Genomic DNA, 17665 nt, shown 5'->3' on the forward strand with positions numbered 1-17665 from the left:
GGGCCGACATGCTACAAGGACAACACGTACTTATTACTGGTGGTGGCTCCGGACTTGGGGCAGCGCTGGCGAAGCGCTTCGTTGAAGAAGGTGCGCGCGTAGCAGTTGTGGACATCTCGCTCGAGCGATGCGAAAGCGTCGCCGACGAGATCGGCCGCAAGCACGTCCTGCCGCTCGAGGCGGACGTGACCGACACACACTCGCTGCACAAAGCCGTCGACGCTGCCGTGGCGGAGTTCGGATCCCTGGACACCGTCATCGCGAACGCTGGCATCTGGGACTACAACCGTTCCATCACCCGTCTCAACGGCGAAGAGATGAGCGCCATTTTTGACGACGTCATGAACGTCAACCTCAAGGGCTACCTGCTCACCGCGGAAGCTACGTGGCGTCACTTGCTAGCGTCGAACGGTTCGCTGATCTTCACGCTGTCCAACGCATCGACCTACGCGGCCGGCGGCGGGCCGGTCTACACCGCAAGCAAGCACGGTGCCGAAGGCATGATGCTTGAGCTGGCGTACGAGCTCGCCCCGAAGATCCGTGTCAACGGTGTCGGCGTTGGCGGCATGCGCACGAACCTATCCGGCCCCGCGTCCGCTGGCCTGGATGACCGGAAGTTCTCCGACATCATGGACAAGCGCGGCGACGGCGGCAACCCATACCTACCGCTCCACGACATTTCTACTGACCCCTATGCATTCACCGGGCCGTACGTGCTGTTGGCGTCCAGGAAAGACGGCGCGAACATCACCGGCGAAGTGATCAAGATTGATGGCGGAATCGCGGCTCGCGGTTTCGCTAAGACTGCCGGAGGCGACAACCTATGTTAATTCGCGGTGTTGAGCACGACGCAAACACTCTCGACGTCAGCCCTTGCTTCCAAGTACAGCGCCACGCTGACTGGCAGCCAGAACGCTTGGCGATGGCCTACGAAGGCCAAGAAATCAATTACGGTGAGTTCCGTGACACCGTAGTCCGCTGGGCGGCCCAGCTGAAGGAAGCTGGCGTGAATCCGGGCGATCGCGTCGCTTACTTCGGTATGAACTCCAGCTCCTTCATGTATGGCATGTTCGCGTCCTGGTGGATCGGCGCAGTGTTCATGCCTGTGAACTTCCGCCTGGCTGCGGGCGAAGTCTCGCAGCTGCTGGCGATGGGCAGCCCGAACAGCATCATCGTGGAGGGCACGTTCCTCGACGAGGCAAAGCGCATCTACGGCGTGGAGCGCCACCATGTCCTCGTTGTCGATGACGACGAGGCCGCCCCACCAGAGAGCGACATCCCGCTGTACTGGTCGCGGACCTCGCAAAGCTCCGAGTACGAAACCGTGGCGGTGGAAAAGCCGACGCCACGCACCATGTCTGACTTGGCGCTGCTGCTGTTCACATCCGGCACGACTGGCCTGCCGAAGGGCGCCCAGATCACGTTCGGCAACCTGTGGTGGAACCAGATCAACGTGGACACAGCGATCGACAGCCGCATCGGCGACGCGACGCTCGCGTCCGCCCCGCTGTTCCACGTCGGCGCGCTGAACTCCTTCGCGGTGCGCGCCTTCGGCCGCGGCAACTCGGTTGTGGTGCACCGTACCTTCGACCCAGCCCGCATCTTCAAGGACGTCGCCCAGTACAAGATCGGTTCGGCGTTCCTCGTGCCGGCACAGCTCGAGGCAATGGCACAGCACGACGAGTTCGCTGACTCCGACCTTTCTAGCCTCCGCGTCATCATCTGCGCAGGCGCCCCGGTGCCACCGCGGCTGATCCGCACGTACTGGGAGCAGAAGGACTCCGTCGTCCAGCAGGCGTGGGGCCTCACCGAGACCTCCCCATTTGCCACCTACCTCCCACCGGCCAGGACCATGGAAAAGCTCGGCTCCTGCGGCATCCCCATGGCGCACACCGAAGTCAAACTGATGGACACCGAAACCGGGCAGCACATCAAGGAACCAGGCGTTCCCGGCGAGATGTGGGTGAAGGGCCCAAACGTGGCCGTCGGCTACTGGAACAACCCTGAAGCAACCCAGAAGGCGTACACCGGTGGCTGGTTCCACTCCGGTGACATTGGCTACTTCGACGAGGACGGATACTTCTTCATCGTCGACCGCCTCAAGGACCTGATCATTTCCGGCGGAGAGAACGTCTACCCCGCCGAGGTGGAGCGCGTCCTCGCCGAACACGACGACATCCTGGCTAACTCCGTCATCGGTATCCCCGACGAGCGCTGGGGTGAAGCTGTCGTCGCCGTTTTGCAGGTCAAGGACGGCAAGGAACTCACCTTGGAAGAAGTCCGCGACCACTGTGCGAACTACCTGGCACGTTACAAGCTGCCAACCCGCGTTGTGCACGTGGATGAAATCCCACGCAACCCGGCAGGCAAGATCAACAAGATCCAGCTACGCCAGGAAGTGCGCGCGATGTTCGGCGAGAATCCCGAGACTGCCAGCCAGTCCGTCGTATCATCGCAAAATCAGCCCGACGCGCAGAAGTAAGGAGGCGGAAACGATGCTCGACTACCGCAACATCACCAAATCGCCGCTGAAGCACACGTACCCGTACGGCACCACGGACACCGTGGTGGACCTTGGGACTACCGCGGAAATCAAGGAGACCGTGGCTGAGGTGTTCAAACAGCAGCCCGAATGTCGGCGCGTCATTGTGCCTGTGCCTGTCGGCGACACCGACGGCGTCATCGCTGCGGAGGAGGCCGGGCTGCGGTACGTCTTGGACGTCACCCAGCGTGATGGCCAAGAGTTCTCTCTCCTGGTTGCTGAACCCGACTGGGTCACCAACCAATCCATGGATATCGACGGACTGGAGTTGAAATAAATGGCCGAACTTAACGAGTTCCAGAAGCGCTGGGCGCACTTCTACCGCGAGGACGGCGGCGTCCAAGACGTGGCACAAACCTTGCGCGTTTACGCCATCGACGGCAACAAGGACCAGGTCAAGCTCGGTATGCCGCTGCACAAGGCGATCGCCCAGCCGGCCGGCATGTTCTCTGCCCCGGCGCTGTTCGGCCAAGCCGACTTGTGCGGCACCTGGCTGGCGATGCAGCAGGTACCAGAAGGCGTGTTCCCGCTCGCTGTCTCGGTAGCTGGCAACGTGGTGTCCAACACCAAGGAGGGTGACGCCATCGCTACCGCCTCCATCGTGAGGGCGGGTCGCACCATCATCGTTGCGGACGTGGAGACACACTCGGAGGTCACAGGCGCCATTCTGTCGAAGTTCACCTTCACCTACTCGGTGCCGCGACCCAAACAGTAACCAAGACGCGAAAGTAGAAAACACCCCAGTCGACGAATCGACTGGGGTGTTTTGCGTAGTAAAACGCCGAAGCTTACGCCTTCTTAGCGAAGTTCTTCACAACGTTGGTGTCCACTGGGACGCCAGGGCCCTGCGTTGCGGAGACGGTGATCTTCTTGATGTAGATACCCTTCGCGGATGCCGGCTTGAGGCGCAGCACCTCGTCGAGCAGAGCGCCGTAGTTCTCGGCGAGCTGCTCAGCGGTGAAGGAAGCCTTACCGATCAGCGCGTGCAGGTTCGAAGCCTTGTCCACGCGGAACGCGATCTTGCCGCCCTTGGTCTCCTCGATCGCCTTCGCGACGTCGGTGGTGACGGTGCCGGTCTTCGGGTTCGGCATGAGGCCACGTGGGCCCAGGACGCGAGCGACGCGGCCAACCTTCGCCATCTGGTCCGGGGTCGCGATTGCGACGTCGAAGTCGATGTTGCCGGCGTTGATCTGCTCGATCAGCGCGTCGGTTCCGACGATGTCAGCGCCTGCAGCCTCAGCCTTGGTTGCGTTCTCGCCCTCTGCGAACACAGCGACGCGGACGGTCTTACCGGTGCCGTGTGGCAGGTTGACAGTGCCGCGGACCAGCTGGTCAGCCTTGCGAGGGTCGACGGACAGACGCATTGCGACGTCGATGGTGGCGTCGTAGTTCTTGGAGGAGGTCTCCTGTGCCAGCTTGACGGCGTCGAGCGGGTGGTAGAACGCGTCGCGGTCGACCTTTGCCAGCGTCTCGTTGTAGCGCTTGGACTTCTTAGCCATGTTGATTTCCTTTCAGAAAATTGTGTTGTCAGGAAATGTGGTACGCGCCTGGCCGGCGCTCCCACAGACGGTGAGAATTACTTCTCGACCGTGATGCCCATCGAGCGGGCGGTACCAGCGATGATCGCGGCGCCAGCCTCGATGTCGCGGGCGTTGAGATCCTTCTTCTTGGTCTCGGCGATTTCCTTGCACTGATCCCAGGTGACAGAGCCAACCTTCTGGGTGTGCGGGACGCCGGAGCCCTTCTTCAGACCAGCTGCCTTCAACAGCAGGGATGCAGCCGGTGGGGACTTCAGGATGAAGTCAAAGGAGCGGTCTTCATACACGGTGATTTCAACCGGGATGATGTTGCCGCGCATGGACTCGGTTGCAGCGTTGTATGCCTTGGTGAACTCAACGATGTTCACGCCGTGTGCACCCAGCGCAGGACCAACCGGCGGAGCCGGGTTTGCCATGCCAGCCTCGATCTGCAGTTTGATCAGGCCAGTGACCTTCTTCTTAGCCATCGAATTACCTCAATTCCTTGGTACAGTGCCGCCTGCCACGATGACGGCAGGAACACTTCCGGATGCCCCGCTTGACGGAGCCACCGGGGAGAACGAAAAAACGTCGCGGGCCTTACGGCACACGCGACGTTCAACCTTACGCCCCTACTAGGCTCAAACGCAAACGGTTACATGATGCGTTCGATCTGGTCAGCGGTGAGCTCGACTGGTGTTTCGCGGCCGAAGATGGACACGAGCGCCTGGATCTTGCCGGTCTCCTCGTCGATCTCTGAAATGGTGGCGGACACGGACGCCAGGGCACCGGACAGGATGGTGACGGCTTCGCCGACCTTGTAGTCGTGGTCGATCTTCTTCGGCGCTGCTTCCTCCGGCATCGCGACGACGGTCTCTCCCTCTGCGTTCGGCTTGGTGTCCTCGCCGGTAGCTGGCTCAGCCTTCGGCATCAGGAACTTCGCCACGTCGCGGTGCTTGACCGGGGTAGCGTTGCCCTCGTTGCCCACGAAGCTGGTCACGCCTGGGGTCTCGCGCACGACGGACCACGCGGCGTCGTTCATGTCCATGCGGACCAGGACGTAGCCCGGCAACAGCTTGCGCTTGACGAGCTTCTTCTTGCCGTCCTTGTTCTCGATAGCCTGCTCGATCGGCACGACCACGTCGTAAATGGAGTCCTCCACCTCGAGCGTCTGGATACGCATGTCGAGGTTGGTCTTCACCTTGTTTTCGTAGCCGGAGTAGGACTGGATGATGTACCACTCGCCCGGCAGCTTCTTCAGCTCGCGGACGTACTTGCGCAGGCGCGCGCGGTACTCGGAGTCATCGTCAGCCTCCGAAGCACCCGAAGCCTCCGAAGCCTCAGTGCCTTCAGCGCCCTCAGCGAGCGGTGACTCGGCCGCGGTGAGGTCGCCCTCCTGCACCGGCTCCTCGACAGCCTCAACGGCCTCGTCTGCCTCTGCAGCGGCCTCTTCTATCTCCGGATCGGTGGCCTCGGTGACGGCGCCGCCTTCGGCGACCATTTCCTCTTCGGCTTGCAGTTCGGTTTCCTGCTCAGTTGCTTCGATGTCGGCGTTTTCCAGGTTTTCCAGGTTTTCCGGCTCGGTGGTCATGGTGTTTCTCCTTGGTGTGGCAAAAACTAATCCCGCCTTACCTCGAGGTTGAGGTGGCGGGACAATCACTTGTTGTTCATGTTAGCGGATGAATACCCATTGCATCAACATGGTGCCGAGGCGGTCAGTCCCCCACACGAGTGCGGTGAGCACGATGAGGAACGCGAATACCACGAGGGTGTAGTTGAGCATCTGGTTTCCGGTTGGCCAGATGACTTTGCGCATTTCCTGGACGACTTCGCCCGGGAACGCGCCTGGGCCGTCGCCGAGGGACTCTTCGCGGTCCTCTTCAGGTTTTGCGGGGGTGTGCTTCGCTTCGTAGGAAGCGGATGAAACAGAGGAGACCCCGCGCAGCTGGCGCTTGCCAGTGGGCTGTGCTGGGTTGTGTTCTTGCGGATTAGTCAAAAGAACTCCTCTAACTACAAGTTTTGGCAGGGGCGACAGGACTCGAACCTGCAACCTACGGTTTTGGAGACCGTTGCGCTACCAATTGCGCCACGCCCCTAGGACACTGTGAACAGTGCTCCTAACCCTACCACGGGAAACGCGTTTCCCGTTTTGAGGTGAGTAGCGATGGCGAGAATTGAACTCGCGACACAGCGATTATGAGTCGCTTGCTCTACCACTGAGCTACACCGCCATGTGCTTGCCGCCACAAGGACTGTACAAACAACAGAGCCCCCTGTCAGAATCGAACTGACGACCTTTTCCTTACCATGGAAACGCTCTGCCGACTGAGCTAAGGGGGCACAGCCTCTATGTTGTGAACTCACCGTTTTGGTGTGTCCGCTCCGTTGAAGCCTTTGAAAGACTAACCCGGTTCTATCATTGAACGCAAATCGCCAGGTAGCAATAGCTTTTCGACGCCTTCTTCGTAGGGTTAAGCGACAAAATGTGTGCTTTTTTGGATATGGATTCCAGGTCCTGCCTGGGCCTACGGCGGGACAGTGCTCGTTGAATCGGGATTCCCTGCCGTAGACCGGAAGGTCCACCACTTCAGGCGTTGGATGTGCTATGACAGCAGACTGTTAAACCAGCTGCATGCCAACTCAACACAGAAAGAGAAAACACAACAGGCCCCTATGCACGGCATGCGAGCACACCGCCACAAAAATGGGCACCACATCCAGCGGAAAACAGCGATGGCGCTGCACAGACTGCGGGCACACCTTCACCAACCCCAACACAGCCAAGACCAGCGCATATCGGTTTGCCATCTTCATTGACTGGATCACCAACCAGCNTCCGCTCGACGCTGTCGCTGCTGCGCACAACGTCTCCAGACGCACACTCATCCGCTGGTTCACCTACTTTTGGTTCATCATCGTCCCGTGCAAACCGGACCCGTACCGCGTCTACGACCAGCTCTTTATTGACGGCACCTACTTCCACAAAAAATGCCTGCTTGTCGCTGCAACNAGCGAGCACGTCGTCGCCTGGCACTGGTGCACACGAGAAACCGCCTACGACTACGCCAAACTCTTCGACATGATCGCCGAACCCCTCGTCGTGACCACAGACGGCTCCGGTGGCGCTCACAAAGCCATCAAACAATGCTGGCCAAACGCCTCCATTCAACGCTGCCTCGTCCACGTACGCCGCGACACCATCAAAGACACCACACGCCAACCCACAATCACCGCACACAAAGCACTCCTTCGCCTCGGCAACCAGCTGACCCACATCACCACCCGTGACCAGGCAATCACCTGGGTACTTCGCCTCAACCGCTTCCAGGACCTCTACGGTGACTGGCTCAAACAACGCACCTACCGCAACCAAGTCGCCCCAGAAGAGATCCCAAAACGTATCCGCGACAACCAGCAATGGTGGTACACCCATCCCAGAGCCCGCAGAGCCTACCGCCGATTCGAGCGTCTCTACCAACAAGGCCACCTCTTCGTCTGGCTCAACCCACCACACCGCACCACGACCACGCTGAAGACCACCACAAACAGCCTGGAAGGCGGCATAAACGCACAACTAAAACACCTCGCCCGAGCCCACCGCGGCACATTTGACGAACACCAGCGAATCATCATGGACTGGTGGCTCTACCTACACACCCAACACCACGATGACCCGCTGGCGCTAGCAATCGAGCAAGACTTCGGCCACGCAGGCTACGCACACGCCCGCCAGGCACACATGCGTGAACGCGACCAAGCCAACTCACCCGACGGCCGACCGAAAGTCTACGACACCGGCATCGACACCGACTTCAACCCCTCCTGGGCCATCCGACACGGCTGGGCAGGACGCTCATAACCCCAGCACAACACCCCACAACCCACCCATCCCAACCCCTGAAAAGCACACATTTTGTCACTTAAGTCGACACGCCGAGAAAAGCACACATTTTGTCGCTTAACCCTCTTCGTACACGTTATAACGCAGGACCACAACATGAAAAATGCCCGCCCCTCACGTTCTGTGAGAGACGGGCTTGCGGTGCCAGGTAGAAGATTCGAACTTCTGAAGGCGTACGCCGGCGGATTTACAGTCCGCTTCCTTTGGCCACTCGGACAACCTGGCATGCACCGTAAGTGCGTGGACTACTTTACATCAACGCACCCGCGATAAGGCAAATCGCGTGCACAGAGGGCATATCCCACCGCTATCCGACGCGTTCGATAGCGTACACGGAGACCTGCCGCAGTGCTTGGTTTGCGGGGCCGTCGGGAAGGAAGTCGAGTTCGCGCTCGACGATGTCGAGGTACTCGCGCACGGTGGCGAGGGAGCGCTGACGCCCTTGGGTCTGGCCGAGCAGAGTGATGGCCCGTTCGACGTCGGCGTCGTTTTCGAGTGGGCCAGTGAGGAGGCTACGAAGCTCCTCTGCCGCGGGCGAGTCCTCTTCGAGCGCGTACAGCACGGGCAGGGTAAACACGCCTTCGCGGAGGTCGGTGCCTGGAGTTTTCCCGGACTGGGCACTGTCGGAGTAGATGTCGATGATGTCGTCGACGATCTGGAAGATCATGCCGATGGCACTGCCCATTCGGGAGCAGCTCTCGACGATGTCGCGCGACGCCCCGGAGTGCAGCGAGCCGAGGTAAGCCGCGGACGCGATGAGGACGGCGGTTTTGCCGTCGATAACTTTGAGGTAGTGCTCGACTGGGTCCTCCCCCTGGGCGCCGACGGTCTCGCGCATTTGGCCGGTGACCAGGCCCTGGAAGGTGTCGGCGAAGTGGGCGACGGTGTCGGTATCGATTTCGCTCATGAGGCGGGAGGCGTGTGCGAACAGAATGTCGCCGGCAAGGATGGCGACGGTGTTGTTCCACCGCATGTTGGCGGAGTCGACGCCGCGGCGCTTCTCGGCTTCGTCCATGACGTCGTCGTGGTAGAGGGTGGCCAGGTGCACCATCTCGGTGGTGGTGGCGCCTTTGATGACGTTGGTGGCGCCCGGGTTGGGGCCGAACTCGCTGCAGAGCAGCGCCACGAGTGGACGGAAGCGTTTGCCGCCAGCGACTGCTAGGTGCATCACTTTGTCGGTAATGAACGCTTCACCTTGTTGGAGGCGTTCCCTGAGCAGCGTTTCAACGTCGCCCATGCCCTTCGTAACACGCTCGGTGAGGGCGTCGTCGCCTAGGTCCATGCGAAATCCATGGCGTGGTGACGGTGTTATGCCGTTGGTCATCGATGATGTCCTTGCAGGTTAAAGTACTCATTGCGCCATGCCCGGGGCATGTGCTGCGCGCGGTTAACATCACTAACCGTAGTCCACACCCTCCATTTTTTGCAGTAATGGGGTGTGTCTGCGCTATCTGGCACAATGTGGACTCGTGACTGAGTTTGTTGATTGCGTAGTTGTGGGCGCGGGCCCGTCGGGGGCCACGGCGGCCATTGCCGCCCAGAGAGCTGGGTTTTCTACTCTGCTTCTCGACGCCGCTTCGCCTGGCCGCGACAAAACCTGCGGCGACGGCCTGACCCCACGCGCGGTACATACGCTGCGCCGCCTGGGCCTGGACCACGTGCTGCCCGCCTACCGCAACAAGGGCCTTCGACTGCACGGGTACGGGGGTGACGTGACGGCTCCGTGGCCGGACGGCGTCTACGGCACGGAGGGCTCCGCGAGCCCGCGCGCAACCTTCGATGCCGCGCTGGTCGCGGAGGCCGAGGCCGCGGGTGCCACTGTGTGGCAGGACTGCCCAGCAACGGACGTGGCGTTCGGAGCGGACGGCCTGATCGAGTCCGTGCACACCGCGCGCGGCGAGGTGCGCACCCGCTGGGTGATCGTGGCGGATGGGGTTCGTTCGACGTTCGGCAAGCTGTTGGGCCGTACGTGGCACAAGGGCGAGGTCTTCGGTATCGCGGCGCGTTCCTACTGCACCTCCCCCCTGTCCGGGGAGCCGTGGATGCACTCGCACGTGGAGCTTCGCGACGACACCGGCACCATCCAGCCCGGCTACGGCTGGATCTTTCCGCTCGGCGACGGCACGGTGAACCTCGGCTGCGGCGCCCTGTCCACGGATGCCCGCCCGGCGCGCGTGAACACGAAGAAGCTGCTCCACCAGTACGCGGACCAGCAGCGTGACACCTGGGCCTTGGGCGAGCCGCAGCAGGTCACCAGCGCCCTGCTCCCGATGGGCGGGGCAGTCTCGAACGTGGCGGGTCCGAACTGGGTGCTCATCGGGGATGCGGCGGCGTGCGTGAACCCGCTCAATGGCGAGGGCATCGACTACGGCATGGAGACCGCCGTCATGGCGGTGGAACTGCTGCAGGAGGGCAAGGACTGCACGCTGGCGTGGCCGCTCATCCTGCGGGAGGCGTATGGCCGGGCGTTCACGTTGGCGCGCACGGCGGCCCGCCTGCTTACCTACCCGCAGTTCTTGCCGGTGGCGGGCCCGCTGGCGCTGCGCGGGGTGGCAGGACGCCACCTGATGCCGGCGGCGGCACGCCTGATGGGCAACCTGGTCACCGAAGAAGACACGGACCTGATTTCGCGTGCGTGGCGCGCGGCCGGACGCGCGGTGCCGGTGAACGCGCCGCTGTGGGACGCTACGTTGTAGGTTTCACGGCGCTGTGCAGCGCCACAATGCCGAGCGAGAGGTCCTGCCAGCCGGCGCCTGCCCACCCGTTGTGGTTGATGGCGGCGGCCAGCTCTTCTTGGTGCGGCCACGCCCGGATGGACTCGGCGAGGTACTCGTAGGCTTCTGCGTTGGAGGAGAACACCTTCGCCAGCAGCGGCAGCGCCACCGGCAGGTACTGCTTGTACAGGGTGCGGAAGCCGGGGACGATGGGCGTCGAAAATTCGTTGACCAGAAGGCGCCCGCCGGGCTTGGTCACGCGCGCCATTTCGCGCAGGCCCGCCTCGAAGTCGTAGACGTTGCGCAGGCCGTAGGAGATGGTCACGGCGTCGAAGGTGTTGTCGGCGAACGGCAGGTGCATCGCGTCGCCGACGACCTTGGGCACGTCGCGGTCGCGGCCGGCGGCCAGCATTCCCTGGGAGAAGTCGCAGGCGACGACCCACGCGCCGGACTTCGCCAACTCCACGGTGGACACGGCGGTGCCGGCGGCGAGGTCGAGCACCTTCTCCCCCGGCTTCAGGTTGAGGCGCTCGCGGGCGCGCCTGCGCCAGTACTTGTCCAGCCCGAAGGACAACACGGTGTTGGTGATGTCGTACTTCTCGCCGACGCCGTCAAACATGCCCGCTACGTCGAAGGGCTTCTTCTCCAGATCTGCCTTGGCCATAACGCTCTACTGTAGCGCGCGCTGTGCCTGTTCGTAATACTCGACGAGTTGTCGGCACAGCGCCTCCCACGTTTTGCCGGAGACCGACCCGCGCGCCGCGACCCGCAGGTCCGGCCACCGGGCCTCGTCGAGGCACCACGCGACGGCGTGGGAGAGTTCGGTGGTGAAGGTGGGGACGTCGAGAAGGAGGCCGTTGGTGCCGTCGGTGATGAGGTCGATGGGGCCGCCGGCGCGGGGCGCGATGGTGGGCACCCCACTGGCCTGGGCTTCTTGGATGGTCTGGCAGAAGGTTTCGAACTCGCCGGGGTGCACGAAGACGTCGAAGCTGGCGTAGGCGCGGGCGAGCTCCTCGCCGGTGAGCGGGCCGCAGAACACCGCGCCCGGCAGCGCGGATCGAAGCTCGTCGCCCTCCGGGCCGCCTCCGACGATCACCACCTGCAGGTCCTCGCAGCCGCAGAGCGGGGCGAGGCGGTGCACGCTCTTTTCCGCGGCAAGGCGGCCGACGAACCCGACGATGCGTTTGCACCCGCTCGGGTCCCAAGTGCGGCGCAGCTCCTCGCTGCGGCGGCGGGGGTGGTAGAGGGTGGCGTCGACACCTCGGCCCCACGTGTGGACGCGCTCGATGCCGTGCCTGCGCAGCTGCTCCACCGCTGCCGACGACGGCGCGAGCGTGAGCTGGCAAGCGTTGTGGAGGCGCCGTGTCCAGTCCCACGAAAGCTTCGCCAGCGCCGGAAGGTGGTACTTCGTGGCGAACCCAGCCACATCGGTTTGGTAAAGCGCTACCGCGGGCACCTTCAGCTGGCGCGCGGCGAACGCGCCGGCCGCCCCGAGCACGAACGGGCTGGCCAGGTGCACCACATCCGGCTGAAAGGAAGTGAGCGCGGCACGCACGGCACTGGTGGGAACCCCGATGGGCAGCGAGTTGACCATCGGCACGCGCACGGTAGGCACGCGCACCACGCGGAAGCCCCGGTAGTCGGGGATTTCCTCCTGGTGTTCGCGCGCCCCGGGGGCGATCACGAGGGCGTCGTGGCCGTACTCGCGAAGGTGGTCGAGCACGCGCAACACGGAATTGGTCACCCCGTTGACGTTCGGCAGGAAGGACTCGGCAACGATGGCCACGCGCATCCGCTACGCCACCCCCTCGCTGTCCTCGCGCACGAAGCGCCCCACGCCCTTCCAGGCCGCGGCAGCCACAAGCGTTGCCACCACGGCGACGGACAGCGCAGGGATCAGCGACAGCGTCCAACCGCGGCCCTCAACCTTGACCAGGTCGGGGTCGGTGCGCGAGTACGTCACCCACACCTGCTGACCCTCGCTGAGCCCAGTCGGGTACAGCAGACCGGTCGCCGGCGAGTGGGTGCGCCCGCGGTCATCCTGATACTCCACGGCGGTGCGGATCTTGCTCACGCCAGTCACGGTGGCGAGGCCGCGGCCGGGGTCGCGGGCGATGCGCCAGTCGTTGATGGCTGGCCCTGCGACCATCGCGAGGCAGCCGAGCATCGCACACGTATACAGCGCCAGCACGAGCTGCTGGGCTCGACGCTTCCAGCGGATCACTTTTGCAGCCGCTGCGCGAGCGCTCGCCGGGTGGCCCGTGTGGTGCGCGCTTCCACGACGGTGATCGGGTTGGGTTGTGACTCCAGCTCAAGCAGCACCTCGTGCAGCTCGGCAAGGGTTTCGGCACGGCGGTAGTCGGCTCCGTAGGCCTCCGCCAGCTTTTCGACGTCCACCCCGTGCCTCGTACCGAACGCCCTCTCAAAGTCGTCCCGGACGGACTGCGCCCCGACCTCGAGCGTCTCGAAGATGCCTCCGCCGTCGTCGTTGGCCACCACGATGGTGAGGTTGCCGGGGTGGTGTTCGTCGGGCCCGATGAGCAGCCCGCCGGCATCGTGAAGGAAGGTGAGGTCCCCCATGAGCGCGACGGTGCGCGGGGCGCGGATTTCGTCCGGGTGCAGGCGCTGCGTCGCAAGGGCTATGCCGATTGCCTGGGACACCGTGCCGTCGATGCCTGCGGCGCCGCGCGGGGAAAAGGTCGGCACACCATCAAACGGCATGCCGACGAAGGAGGCGTCGCGAACTGGGTTGGAGGCCCCCAGCACCAGCGTGTCCCCGACCCCGAGGGTGTCGCACACGGCGGCGGCAACGTGCATGCCGGTAAACCCGTAGTCGGCGTCGGCGAGGGCGTCGCGTACCGTGTTCGCGCCGACGCCGCCCGCGGCCTCGCAGATGGTGATCCACTGCTGGCGCGGCTGGCCGGTCGCGTTGACTCGCGAACCGCGCAGCTGCGGGTTGCCCGTGAACGTTTCCGTGCGCGAAATGCCGATCACGGTGATGTCCGGGTCGGCGAGCAACGCCATCACGTCGCGGTGCAGGGTCGGGTGTCCCACCACGATGACCTGCTCCGGCTTCGTCGACGCCGCAAAATCTCCGCCGTCGTGGCTAATCGAGACCTCGCTCTGCGCGAAGAAGCGCGCGGCCAGCGGGTGCACCTGGTGGAACGGTGTCGGCGCGGTGGGCTCCGCGATGGTGGGCACGTGCTCCAGCCCGGGAACGTCCCAGGCCTCGTCGCCGGCGATAACCAGCGTGTCCTTCGTCAGGTCGATGTCCACGGCGCCGTGGTCGCACCACGCGGGCTTCGTGGCCAGGCGGCCCGGCCCAACCCGGCGCGGCTGCCCCACCGGCTCCGGCAGGGCGTCGGGCACCAGCGGGGTGTCCAGGGCCACGTTGACGTGCACCTGGGCTGCGCCGAAGTCCAGCGCGCGGGCCTCCTCCACACTGGTGACCTGCTGCGTCTTGGCGTAGTGGCCGAAGATGCCCTGCTGCCAAATCGTCTGGGAGGCCCCAGTGCCGACCATCCACTCGGGCCGGTCAGCGCTGATAACGGCCAACGGCACGTGCGCCATGTGCGCCTCCACCATGGCCGGAAGCGTGTTGGCAACCGCGGTGCCGGACGTCATCACTACGCCAACGTGGCGGCGCTGCACGCGCGCCAGGCCGAGGGCGGTGAAGGAGGCGGAGCGTTCGTCGATACGCATGTGGACGGTGATGTCCCTGCGTGCGAGCAGCGCGTACGCCAGCGGCGAGTTGCGCGAACCTGGGCACATCACCACGTCCGTGACGTGCTGCGAGAGCGACTCGGCGACCTGGCGGGCAATATCCATCGAGTTCATGGCCACCTACCTTACTGTCCTTGCAGGGCGCTCTCTGCACCGGAGACGATGTCGTCGAAAAGGCCGCGCAGCTCGGTCGGCACCTCGACGGCTGGCTCGGTCGGTGCCACGGTCTCCCCGCTCTCCCCGCGCCCCCGGTCCGGCAGCAACTTCGGCCGCTTCGTCGTGGTCTCCGTGACCGTCTCCGTGGACACGGCAGTCTCGGTCACCGTGGAGGTCACCGGCGGCTTGTCCGCCTCGGCTGCGGCGCTGCGCCACAGGAAGAACAGCACCGTGCCAGCGCACAGTGCGATAGCAAGGGCAATCCCCAGCCCAATTGCGAGCCCGTTGGAGCGCTGCGGCTCCAGCTCGTAATAGGACTGGGGTTCGTAATAGGCTTCCGGCTCGTAGTACTGCGTTTGATGCTCCGGGTCCGGGAAGTACTGCTTTGGACGTTGCTGGTTATCCATGCTGCTAGCGTACCGCTAGAGCACCAAACCAAACACCGGCACCGCCAGGAAGTAGGTCACCACGGTGATCAGGCCGAGGGAGATGATGTTCAGCCACAGGCCGCCCTTGAGCATCTCGCCCATGGTGACGTAGCCCGAGGAGTACGCGATCGCGTTCGGCGGCGTTGCCACCGGGAGCATGAACGCACAGGTTGCGGACAGCGCCACCGGGATGGCCAGCAGCAGGATATTCATCTCGGTCGCCTCGGTCAGGCCGATACCAACCGCGACACCGCCCATGATCGGGAGGAAGGTGGCGGCGGTCGCCGTGTTCGAGGTCAGCTCGGTCAGGCCCAGCACCAGTGCAGCGACAGCCATGATGAGCAGGATCGTCGGCAGCACGGCGAGGCCCTTTGCGGCTTCACCGATCCAGAGGGACAGGCCGGTGGAGGTGAACATCGCGGACAGGGACAGGCCACCACCGAACAGCAGCAGGACGTCCCACGGCATCTCGTTCGCGGTCTCCCAGTCCATCAGGCGCTTGCCCTGCTTCGTGCCCGGCACGATGAACATCAGCAGGCCGGCAATGATGCCGACGATGGCGTCGTTGTACGGGAACTCCCAACCGAACTGCTTGATGCCAAGCGGAATGAAGATCCAGGCGAGTGCTGCGACCAGGAAGATGATGCCGACGGCCACCTGCGGGAAGGTCCATGCGCCCAGCTTGCGGTACTCGGCATCGATAAGCTCCTTGCCACCAGGGATCCGGTCGATCTCAGGCTTGAACACGTTAATCAGGACAAACCAGGCGATCACGGTCAGCAGGATCGCCATCGGCATACCGACGAGCATCCACTGACCGAACCCGATCGTGATGTCGTGTGCTTCCTTCATGTAGCCGGCCAGCAGCGCGTTCGGTGGTGTACCAATCAGGGTGCCGAGCGAACCGGTGGAGGCGGAGTACGCGATTGCCAGCATGAGCGAGGTAGCGAACTTCTTCTGGTTCTGCATGCCACCCACGGAGTCAGCGGTCAGGGTCAGCACAGAAACACCAATCGGGAGCATGACCACCGCGGTCGCGGTGTTGGACACCCACATGGGCATGAAGCCAGTGGCCAGCATGAAGCCCAAGATGATGCGCTTCGGGCTGGTACCCACAATGCGCACGACCACCAGCGCGAGCCTGCGGTGCAGATTCCAACGCTGCAACCCGAGGGCCATCAGGAAGCCACCCATGAAGAGGAAAATCGTGGACGACGCGTACGGCCCGGAGACCGCGCTGAACTTTGCCACGCCCATCACCGGGAAGATCGCTATCGGTAGCAAGGCGGTTGCCGCCAGCGGGATCGCCTCCGTCATCCACCACGCCGCCATGAGCACCGTGGTCGCGGCGACGACGCGCATTACGTCGGCATCGTAGGTCGTTTCAGGGTCGGCGCCCGAGGACTGTTGCACTGTTTCGGCAGCGCTGCCCGGGAAGATGTAGTACACCAGCAGCGCAAGCAGCACACCTGCGATCAGGCCGATGAGTTGGCGGCGCCACTCACCCGGTTCGGGCGACTTGGCAAGCTCGCCGTCGGAGAGCGCGGACGATTCGTGCATCACGGGAGTCGACATTTTCGATCCTTTCGAACAGGATTCACACAACAGCTAAAAAGGTGATCTTTCACACCCTCGCGTGGGAGACGTTACGCCCTCACACATCAAATGTCGCAAGAATGCACAGATTAATCAAACATTTCCACCCCCGCCCGGGCACGTTTTTACCCCCGCATGGTGTCCATGCAGTCCCGAACGCGCTGAAACCACCAGTCGCGACGTTCCGCGGGAGCCCGCAACTCGTGCAGACGCGCCGGATCGGGGGTAACAGGGGTGGCTTCAAGGCAGCCATCGATAAGTGGGCGGGGTTTCGCGACGTCCTCTACGAACAGCCGCTGCGTAGCCAATCCCGCCGCGCGCGAGTCCGCGCACCGCGCCGCCACCAGCCCCGCGTACATCCCCACCGCGGTGTCCAGGGCGCTCGCCACCGTCACATCCATCCCCAAGTTCTGCTTCAGCGCCAGCAGGCGGCGCACTCCCCCGAGCGGCGCAACCTTCAACACGGCAACATCCGCCGCACCCAGCTCGGCGACACGCAGCGGGTCAGCGGCCCGGCGTATCGATTCGTCCGCCGCGATCGGCGTACGCACCCTCGCCCGCACCTCCGCGAGCTCCTCCGCGCTCCCGCAGGGCTGCTCGATGTACTCCAGCTCCCCCAGCGCCTCGGCGGCGCGCACCGCCTCTTCGACGCTCCACCCCCGGTTCGCGTCCACGCGCAGGGTGGCGTCGGGGCGCAGCTCGCGCACCCGCTCGACGCGCGCAACATCGTCGGCGAGCGTTTGACCAGCCTCGGCCACCTTAATCTTGAACGTCCCGATCCCCGGGAAACGCTCCAACACCTCCTCCACCTGGGCGGCGTCCACCGCGGGCACCGTGCCGTTCACCGGCACCGGGCCGGAAGCCTCGGGCAGACCCTCGAACGCAGCCTCCAAACCGGAGCGCAGCCACTGCGCGGACTCCTCAGGGCCGTACTCCACAAAGGGAGAAAACTCGCCCCAGCCGGAGGGGCCGTCGATAAGCAGGGCCTCACGGGTGGTGATCCCGCGGAACTTCACTGCCATAGGCAGGGCTACAACGTGGGAGCGCTCAAGGATCTCGTCAACGGAAGGCAATAAAGAAGGCATAGG

At 63.7% G+C, this 17665-nt stretch carries 17 protein-coding genes, 4 tRNA genes and 1 pseudogene; 6 read left to right on the forward strand and 16 right to left on the reverse strand.

What is annotated here, in order from left to right:
- The first annotated feature begins 8 nt into the window (after nucleotides 1-8).
- The 4 genes from BJP05_RS09125 to BJP05_RS09140 are packed head-to-tail and all read left to right on the forward strand — an operon-like array spanning nucleotide 9 to nucleotide 3257.
- Nucleotides 9-830 carry an SDR family NAD(P)-dependent oxidoreductase gene (locus BJP05_RS09125; protein ID WP_070363138.1) on the forward strand — a complete coding sequence of 274 codons (822 nt, stop codon included), beginning with the start codon at nucleotides 9-11 and terminating at the stop codon, nucleotides 828-830.
- On the forward strand, nucleotides 824-2482 hold the full coding sequence (locus BJP05_RS09130; RefSeq protein WP_070363139.1) for a long-chain fatty acid--CoA ligase: 1659 nt from the start codon (nucleotides 824-826) through the stop codon (nucleotides 2480-2482). Before BJP05_RS09125 ends, BJP05_RS09130 begins: the two co-directional genes overlap by 7 nt.
- 13 nt (nucleotides 2483-2495) lie before the next feature.
- Nucleotides 2496-2819, forward strand: a complete 324-nt coding sequence (locus tag BJP05_RS09135) for a hypothetical protein (protein WP_070363140.1) — start codon at nucleotides 2496-2498, stop codon at nucleotides 2817-2819.
- Nucleotides 2820-3257 carry a PaaI family thioesterase gene (locus BJP05_RS09140; protein ID WP_070363141.1) on the forward strand — a complete coding sequence of 146 codons (438 nt, stop codon included), beginning with the start codon at nucleotides 2820-2822 and terminating at the stop codon, nucleotides 3255-3257. It abuts the gene before it with no gap.
- A gap of 73 nt (nucleotides 3258-3330) precedes the next feature.
- On the opposite strand, the gene rplA is transcribed toward BJP05_RS09140, so the two are convergent.
- From rplA to BJP05_RS09175, 7 genes are all read right to left on the reverse strand, one after another.
- Nucleotides 3331-4041, reverse strand: a complete 711-nt coding sequence (gene rplA, locus BJP05_RS09145) for a 50S ribosomal protein L1 (RefSeq protein WP_070363142.1) — start codon at nucleotides 4039-4041, stop codon at nucleotides 3331-3333.
- Between the two features lie 77 nt (nucleotides 4042-4118).
- Entirely contained in the window at nucleotides 4119-4547 is a 429-nt protein-coding gene (rplK, locus tag BJP05_RS09150; RefSeq protein ID WP_070363143.1) for a 50S ribosomal protein L11, read from the reverse strand.
- 167 nt (nucleotides 4548-4714) lie between these two features.
- Nucleotides 4715-5650, reverse strand: a complete 936-nt coding sequence (nusG, locus tag BJP05_RS09155; protein WP_084028617.1) for a transcription termination/antitermination protein NusG — start codon at nucleotides 5648-5650, stop codon at nucleotides 4715-4717.
- A gap of 81 nt (nucleotides 5651-5731) precedes the next feature.
- The gene (gene secE, locus BJP05_RS09160; RefSeq protein WP_070363144.1) at nucleotides 5732-6055 is read right to left on the reverse strand and encodes a preprotein translocase subunit SecE; all 324 of its coding nucleotides are present in this window, start codon (nucleotides 6053-6055) and stop codon (nucleotides 5732-5734) included.
- Nucleotides 6056-6079: 24 nt separating this feature from the next.
- Nucleotides 6080-6155: transfer RNA gene (locus BJP05_RS09165), tRNA-Trp, on the reverse strand.
- A 63-nt stretch (nucleotides 6156-6218) separates the two neighbouring features.
- A tRNA-Met gene (locus tag BJP05_RS09170) sits at nucleotides 6219-6290 on the reverse strand.
- Between the two features lie 36 nt (nucleotides 6291-6326).
- Nucleotides 6327-6399, reverse strand: a tRNA-Thr gene (locus tag BJP05_RS09175).
- Nucleotides 6400-6691: 292 nt separating this feature from the next.
- On the opposite strand from BJP05_RS09175, the gene BJP05_RS09180 reads away from it, so the two are divergent.
- A complete protein-coding gene (locus tag BJP05_RS09180; protein ID WP_084028618.1) occupies nucleotides 6692-7918 on the forward strand; it encodes an IS1249 family transposase in 1227 nt (408 codons plus the stop codon).
- A gap of 184 nt (nucleotides 7919-8102) precedes the next feature.
- Here BJP05_RS09180 and BJP05_RS09185 read toward each other — a convergent pair.
- Both BJP05_RS09185 and BJP05_RS09190 read right to left on the reverse strand, forming a co-directional pair.
- Nucleotides 8103-8185: transfer RNA gene (locus BJP05_RS09185), tRNA-Tyr, on the reverse strand.
- An 82-nt stretch (nucleotides 8186-8267) separates the two neighbouring features.
- The gene (locus tag BJP05_RS09190) at nucleotides 8268-9284 is read right to left on the reverse strand and encodes a polyprenyl synthetase family protein (RefSeq protein ID WP_070363146.1); all 1017 of its coding nucleotides are present in this window, start codon (nucleotides 9282-9284) and stop codon (nucleotides 8268-8270) included.
- A gap of 145 nt (nucleotides 9285-9429) precedes the next feature.
- On the opposite strand from BJP05_RS09190, the gene BJP05_RS09195 reads away from it, so the two are divergent.
- On the forward strand, nucleotides 9430-10656 hold the full coding sequence (locus BJP05_RS09195) for a geranylgeranyl reductase family protein (protein ID WP_070363147.1): 1227 nt from the start codon (nucleotides 9430-9432) through the stop codon (nucleotides 10654-10656).
- Here BJP05_RS09195 and BJP05_RS09200 read toward each other — a convergent pair.
- The 7 genes and pseudogenes from BJP05_RS09200 to BJP05_RS09230 all read right to left on the reverse strand — a co-directional run bounded on the left by BJP05_RS09200 (nucleotide 10646) and on the right by BJP05_RS09230 (nucleotide 17662).
- A complete protein-coding gene (locus BJP05_RS09200) occupies nucleotides 10646-11338 on the reverse strand; it encodes a demethylmenaquinone methyltransferase (RefSeq protein ID WP_070363148.1) in 693 nt (230 codons plus the stop codon). The genes BJP05_RS09195 and BJP05_RS09200 overlap by 11 nt on opposite strands.
- A gap of 27 nt (nucleotides 11339-11365) precedes the next feature.
- Nucleotides 11366-12466: pseudogene (locus BJP05_RS09205) on the reverse strand (glycosyltransferase family 4 protein); the annotation flags it as partial.
- A gap of 3 nt (nucleotides 12467-12469) precedes the next feature.
- Nucleotides 12470-12895, reverse strand: a complete 426-nt coding sequence (locus BJP05_RS09210) for a DUF3592 domain-containing protein (protein WP_369822035.1) — start codon at nucleotides 12893-12895, stop codon at nucleotides 12470-12472.
- Nucleotides 12895-14511: a 2-succinyl-5-enolpyruvyl-6-hydroxy-3-cyclohexene-1-carboxylic-acid synthase gene (gene menD / locus BJP05_RS09215; protein WP_070363151.1), complete on the reverse strand. Its 1617-nt coding sequence runs from the start codon at nucleotides 14509-14511 to the stop codon at nucleotides 12895-12897. Before menD ends, BJP05_RS09210 begins: the two co-directional genes overlap by 1 nt.
- An 11-nt stretch (nucleotides 14512-14522) precedes the next feature.
- Complete coding sequence (locus BJP05_RS09220) at nucleotides 14523-14960, reverse strand: hypothetical protein (protein WP_070363152.1); 438 nt, start codon at nucleotides 14958-14960, stop codon at nucleotides 14523-14525.
- Nucleotides 14961-14975: 15 nt separating this feature from the next.
- Complete coding sequence (locus BJP05_RS09225) at nucleotides 14976-16556, reverse strand: DASS family sodium-coupled anion symporter (protein WP_070363153.1); 1581 nt, start codon at nucleotides 16554-16556, stop codon at nucleotides 14976-14978.
- 146 nt (nucleotides 16557-16702) lie between these two features.
- Nucleotides 16703-17662, reverse strand: coding sequence for an o-succinylbenzoate synthase (locus tag BJP05_RS09230; RefSeq protein WP_070363154.1), 960 nt, complete (start codon nucleotides 17660-17662; stop codon nucleotides 16703-16705).
- Nucleotides 17663-17665: the final 3 nt, after the last annotated feature.

The sequence above is a fragment of the Corynebacterium sp. NML98-0116 genome, from assembly GCF_001767255.1.
Classification (GTDB): domain Bacteria; phylum Actinomycetota; class Actinomycetes; order Mycobacteriales; family Mycobacteriaceae; genus Corynebacterium; species Corynebacterium pseudogenitalium.

Bases quoted from the DNA above. Each gene is read 5' to 3' on its own strand.
- BJP05_RS09200 (WP_070363148.1), bottom strand. From the start codon at position 11,338: ATGGCCAAGGCAGATCTGGAGAAGAAGCCCTTCGACGTAGCGGGCATG.
- rplK (WP_070363143.1), bottom strand. From the start codon at position 4,547: ATGGCTAAGAAGAAGGTCACTGGCCTGATCAAACTGCAGATCGAGGCT.
- BJP05_RS09135 (WP_070363140.1), top strand. From the start codon at position 2,496: ATGCTCGACTACCGCAACATCACCAAATCGCCGCTGAAGCACACGTAC.
- nusG (WP_084028617.1), bottom strand. From the start codon at position 5,650: ATGACCACCGAGCCGGAAAACCTGGAAAACCTGGAAAACGCCGACATC.
- BJP05_RS09220 (WP_070363152.1), bottom strand. From the start codon at position 14,960: ATGGATAACCAGCAACGTCCAAAGCAGTACTTCCCGGACCCGGAGCAT.
- BJP05_RS09230 (WP_070363154.1), bottom strand. From the start codon at position 17,662: ATGCCTTCTTTATTGCCTTCCGTTGACGAGATCCTTGAGCGCTCCCAC.
- BJP05_RS09225 (WP_070363153.1), bottom strand. From the start codon at position 16,556: ATGTCGACTCCCGTGATGCACGAATCGTCCGCGCTCTCCGACGGCGAG.
- BJP05_RS09125 (WP_070363138.1), top strand. From the start codon at position 9: ATGCTACAAGGACAACACGTACTTATTACTGGTGGTGGCTCCGGACTT.
- BJP05_RS09140 (WP_070363141.1), top strand. From the start codon at position 2,820: ATGGCCGAACTTAACGAGTTCCAGAAGCGCTGGGCGCACTTCTACCGC.
- BJP05_RS09130 (WP_070363139.1), top strand. From the start codon at position 824: ATGTTAATTCGCGGTGTTGAGCACGACGCAAACACTCTCGACGTCAGC.
- BJP05_RS09190 (WP_070363146.1), bottom strand. From the start codon at position 9,284: ATGACCAACGGCATAACACCGTCACCACGCCATGGATTTCGCATGGAC.
- rplA (WP_070363142.1), bottom strand. From the start codon at position 4,041: ATGGCTAAGAAGTCCAAGCGCTACAACGAGACGCTGGCAAAGGTCGAC.
- menD (WP_070363151.1), bottom strand. From the start codon at position 14,511: ATGAACTCGATGGATATTGCCCGCCAGGTCGCCGAGTCGCTCTCGCAG.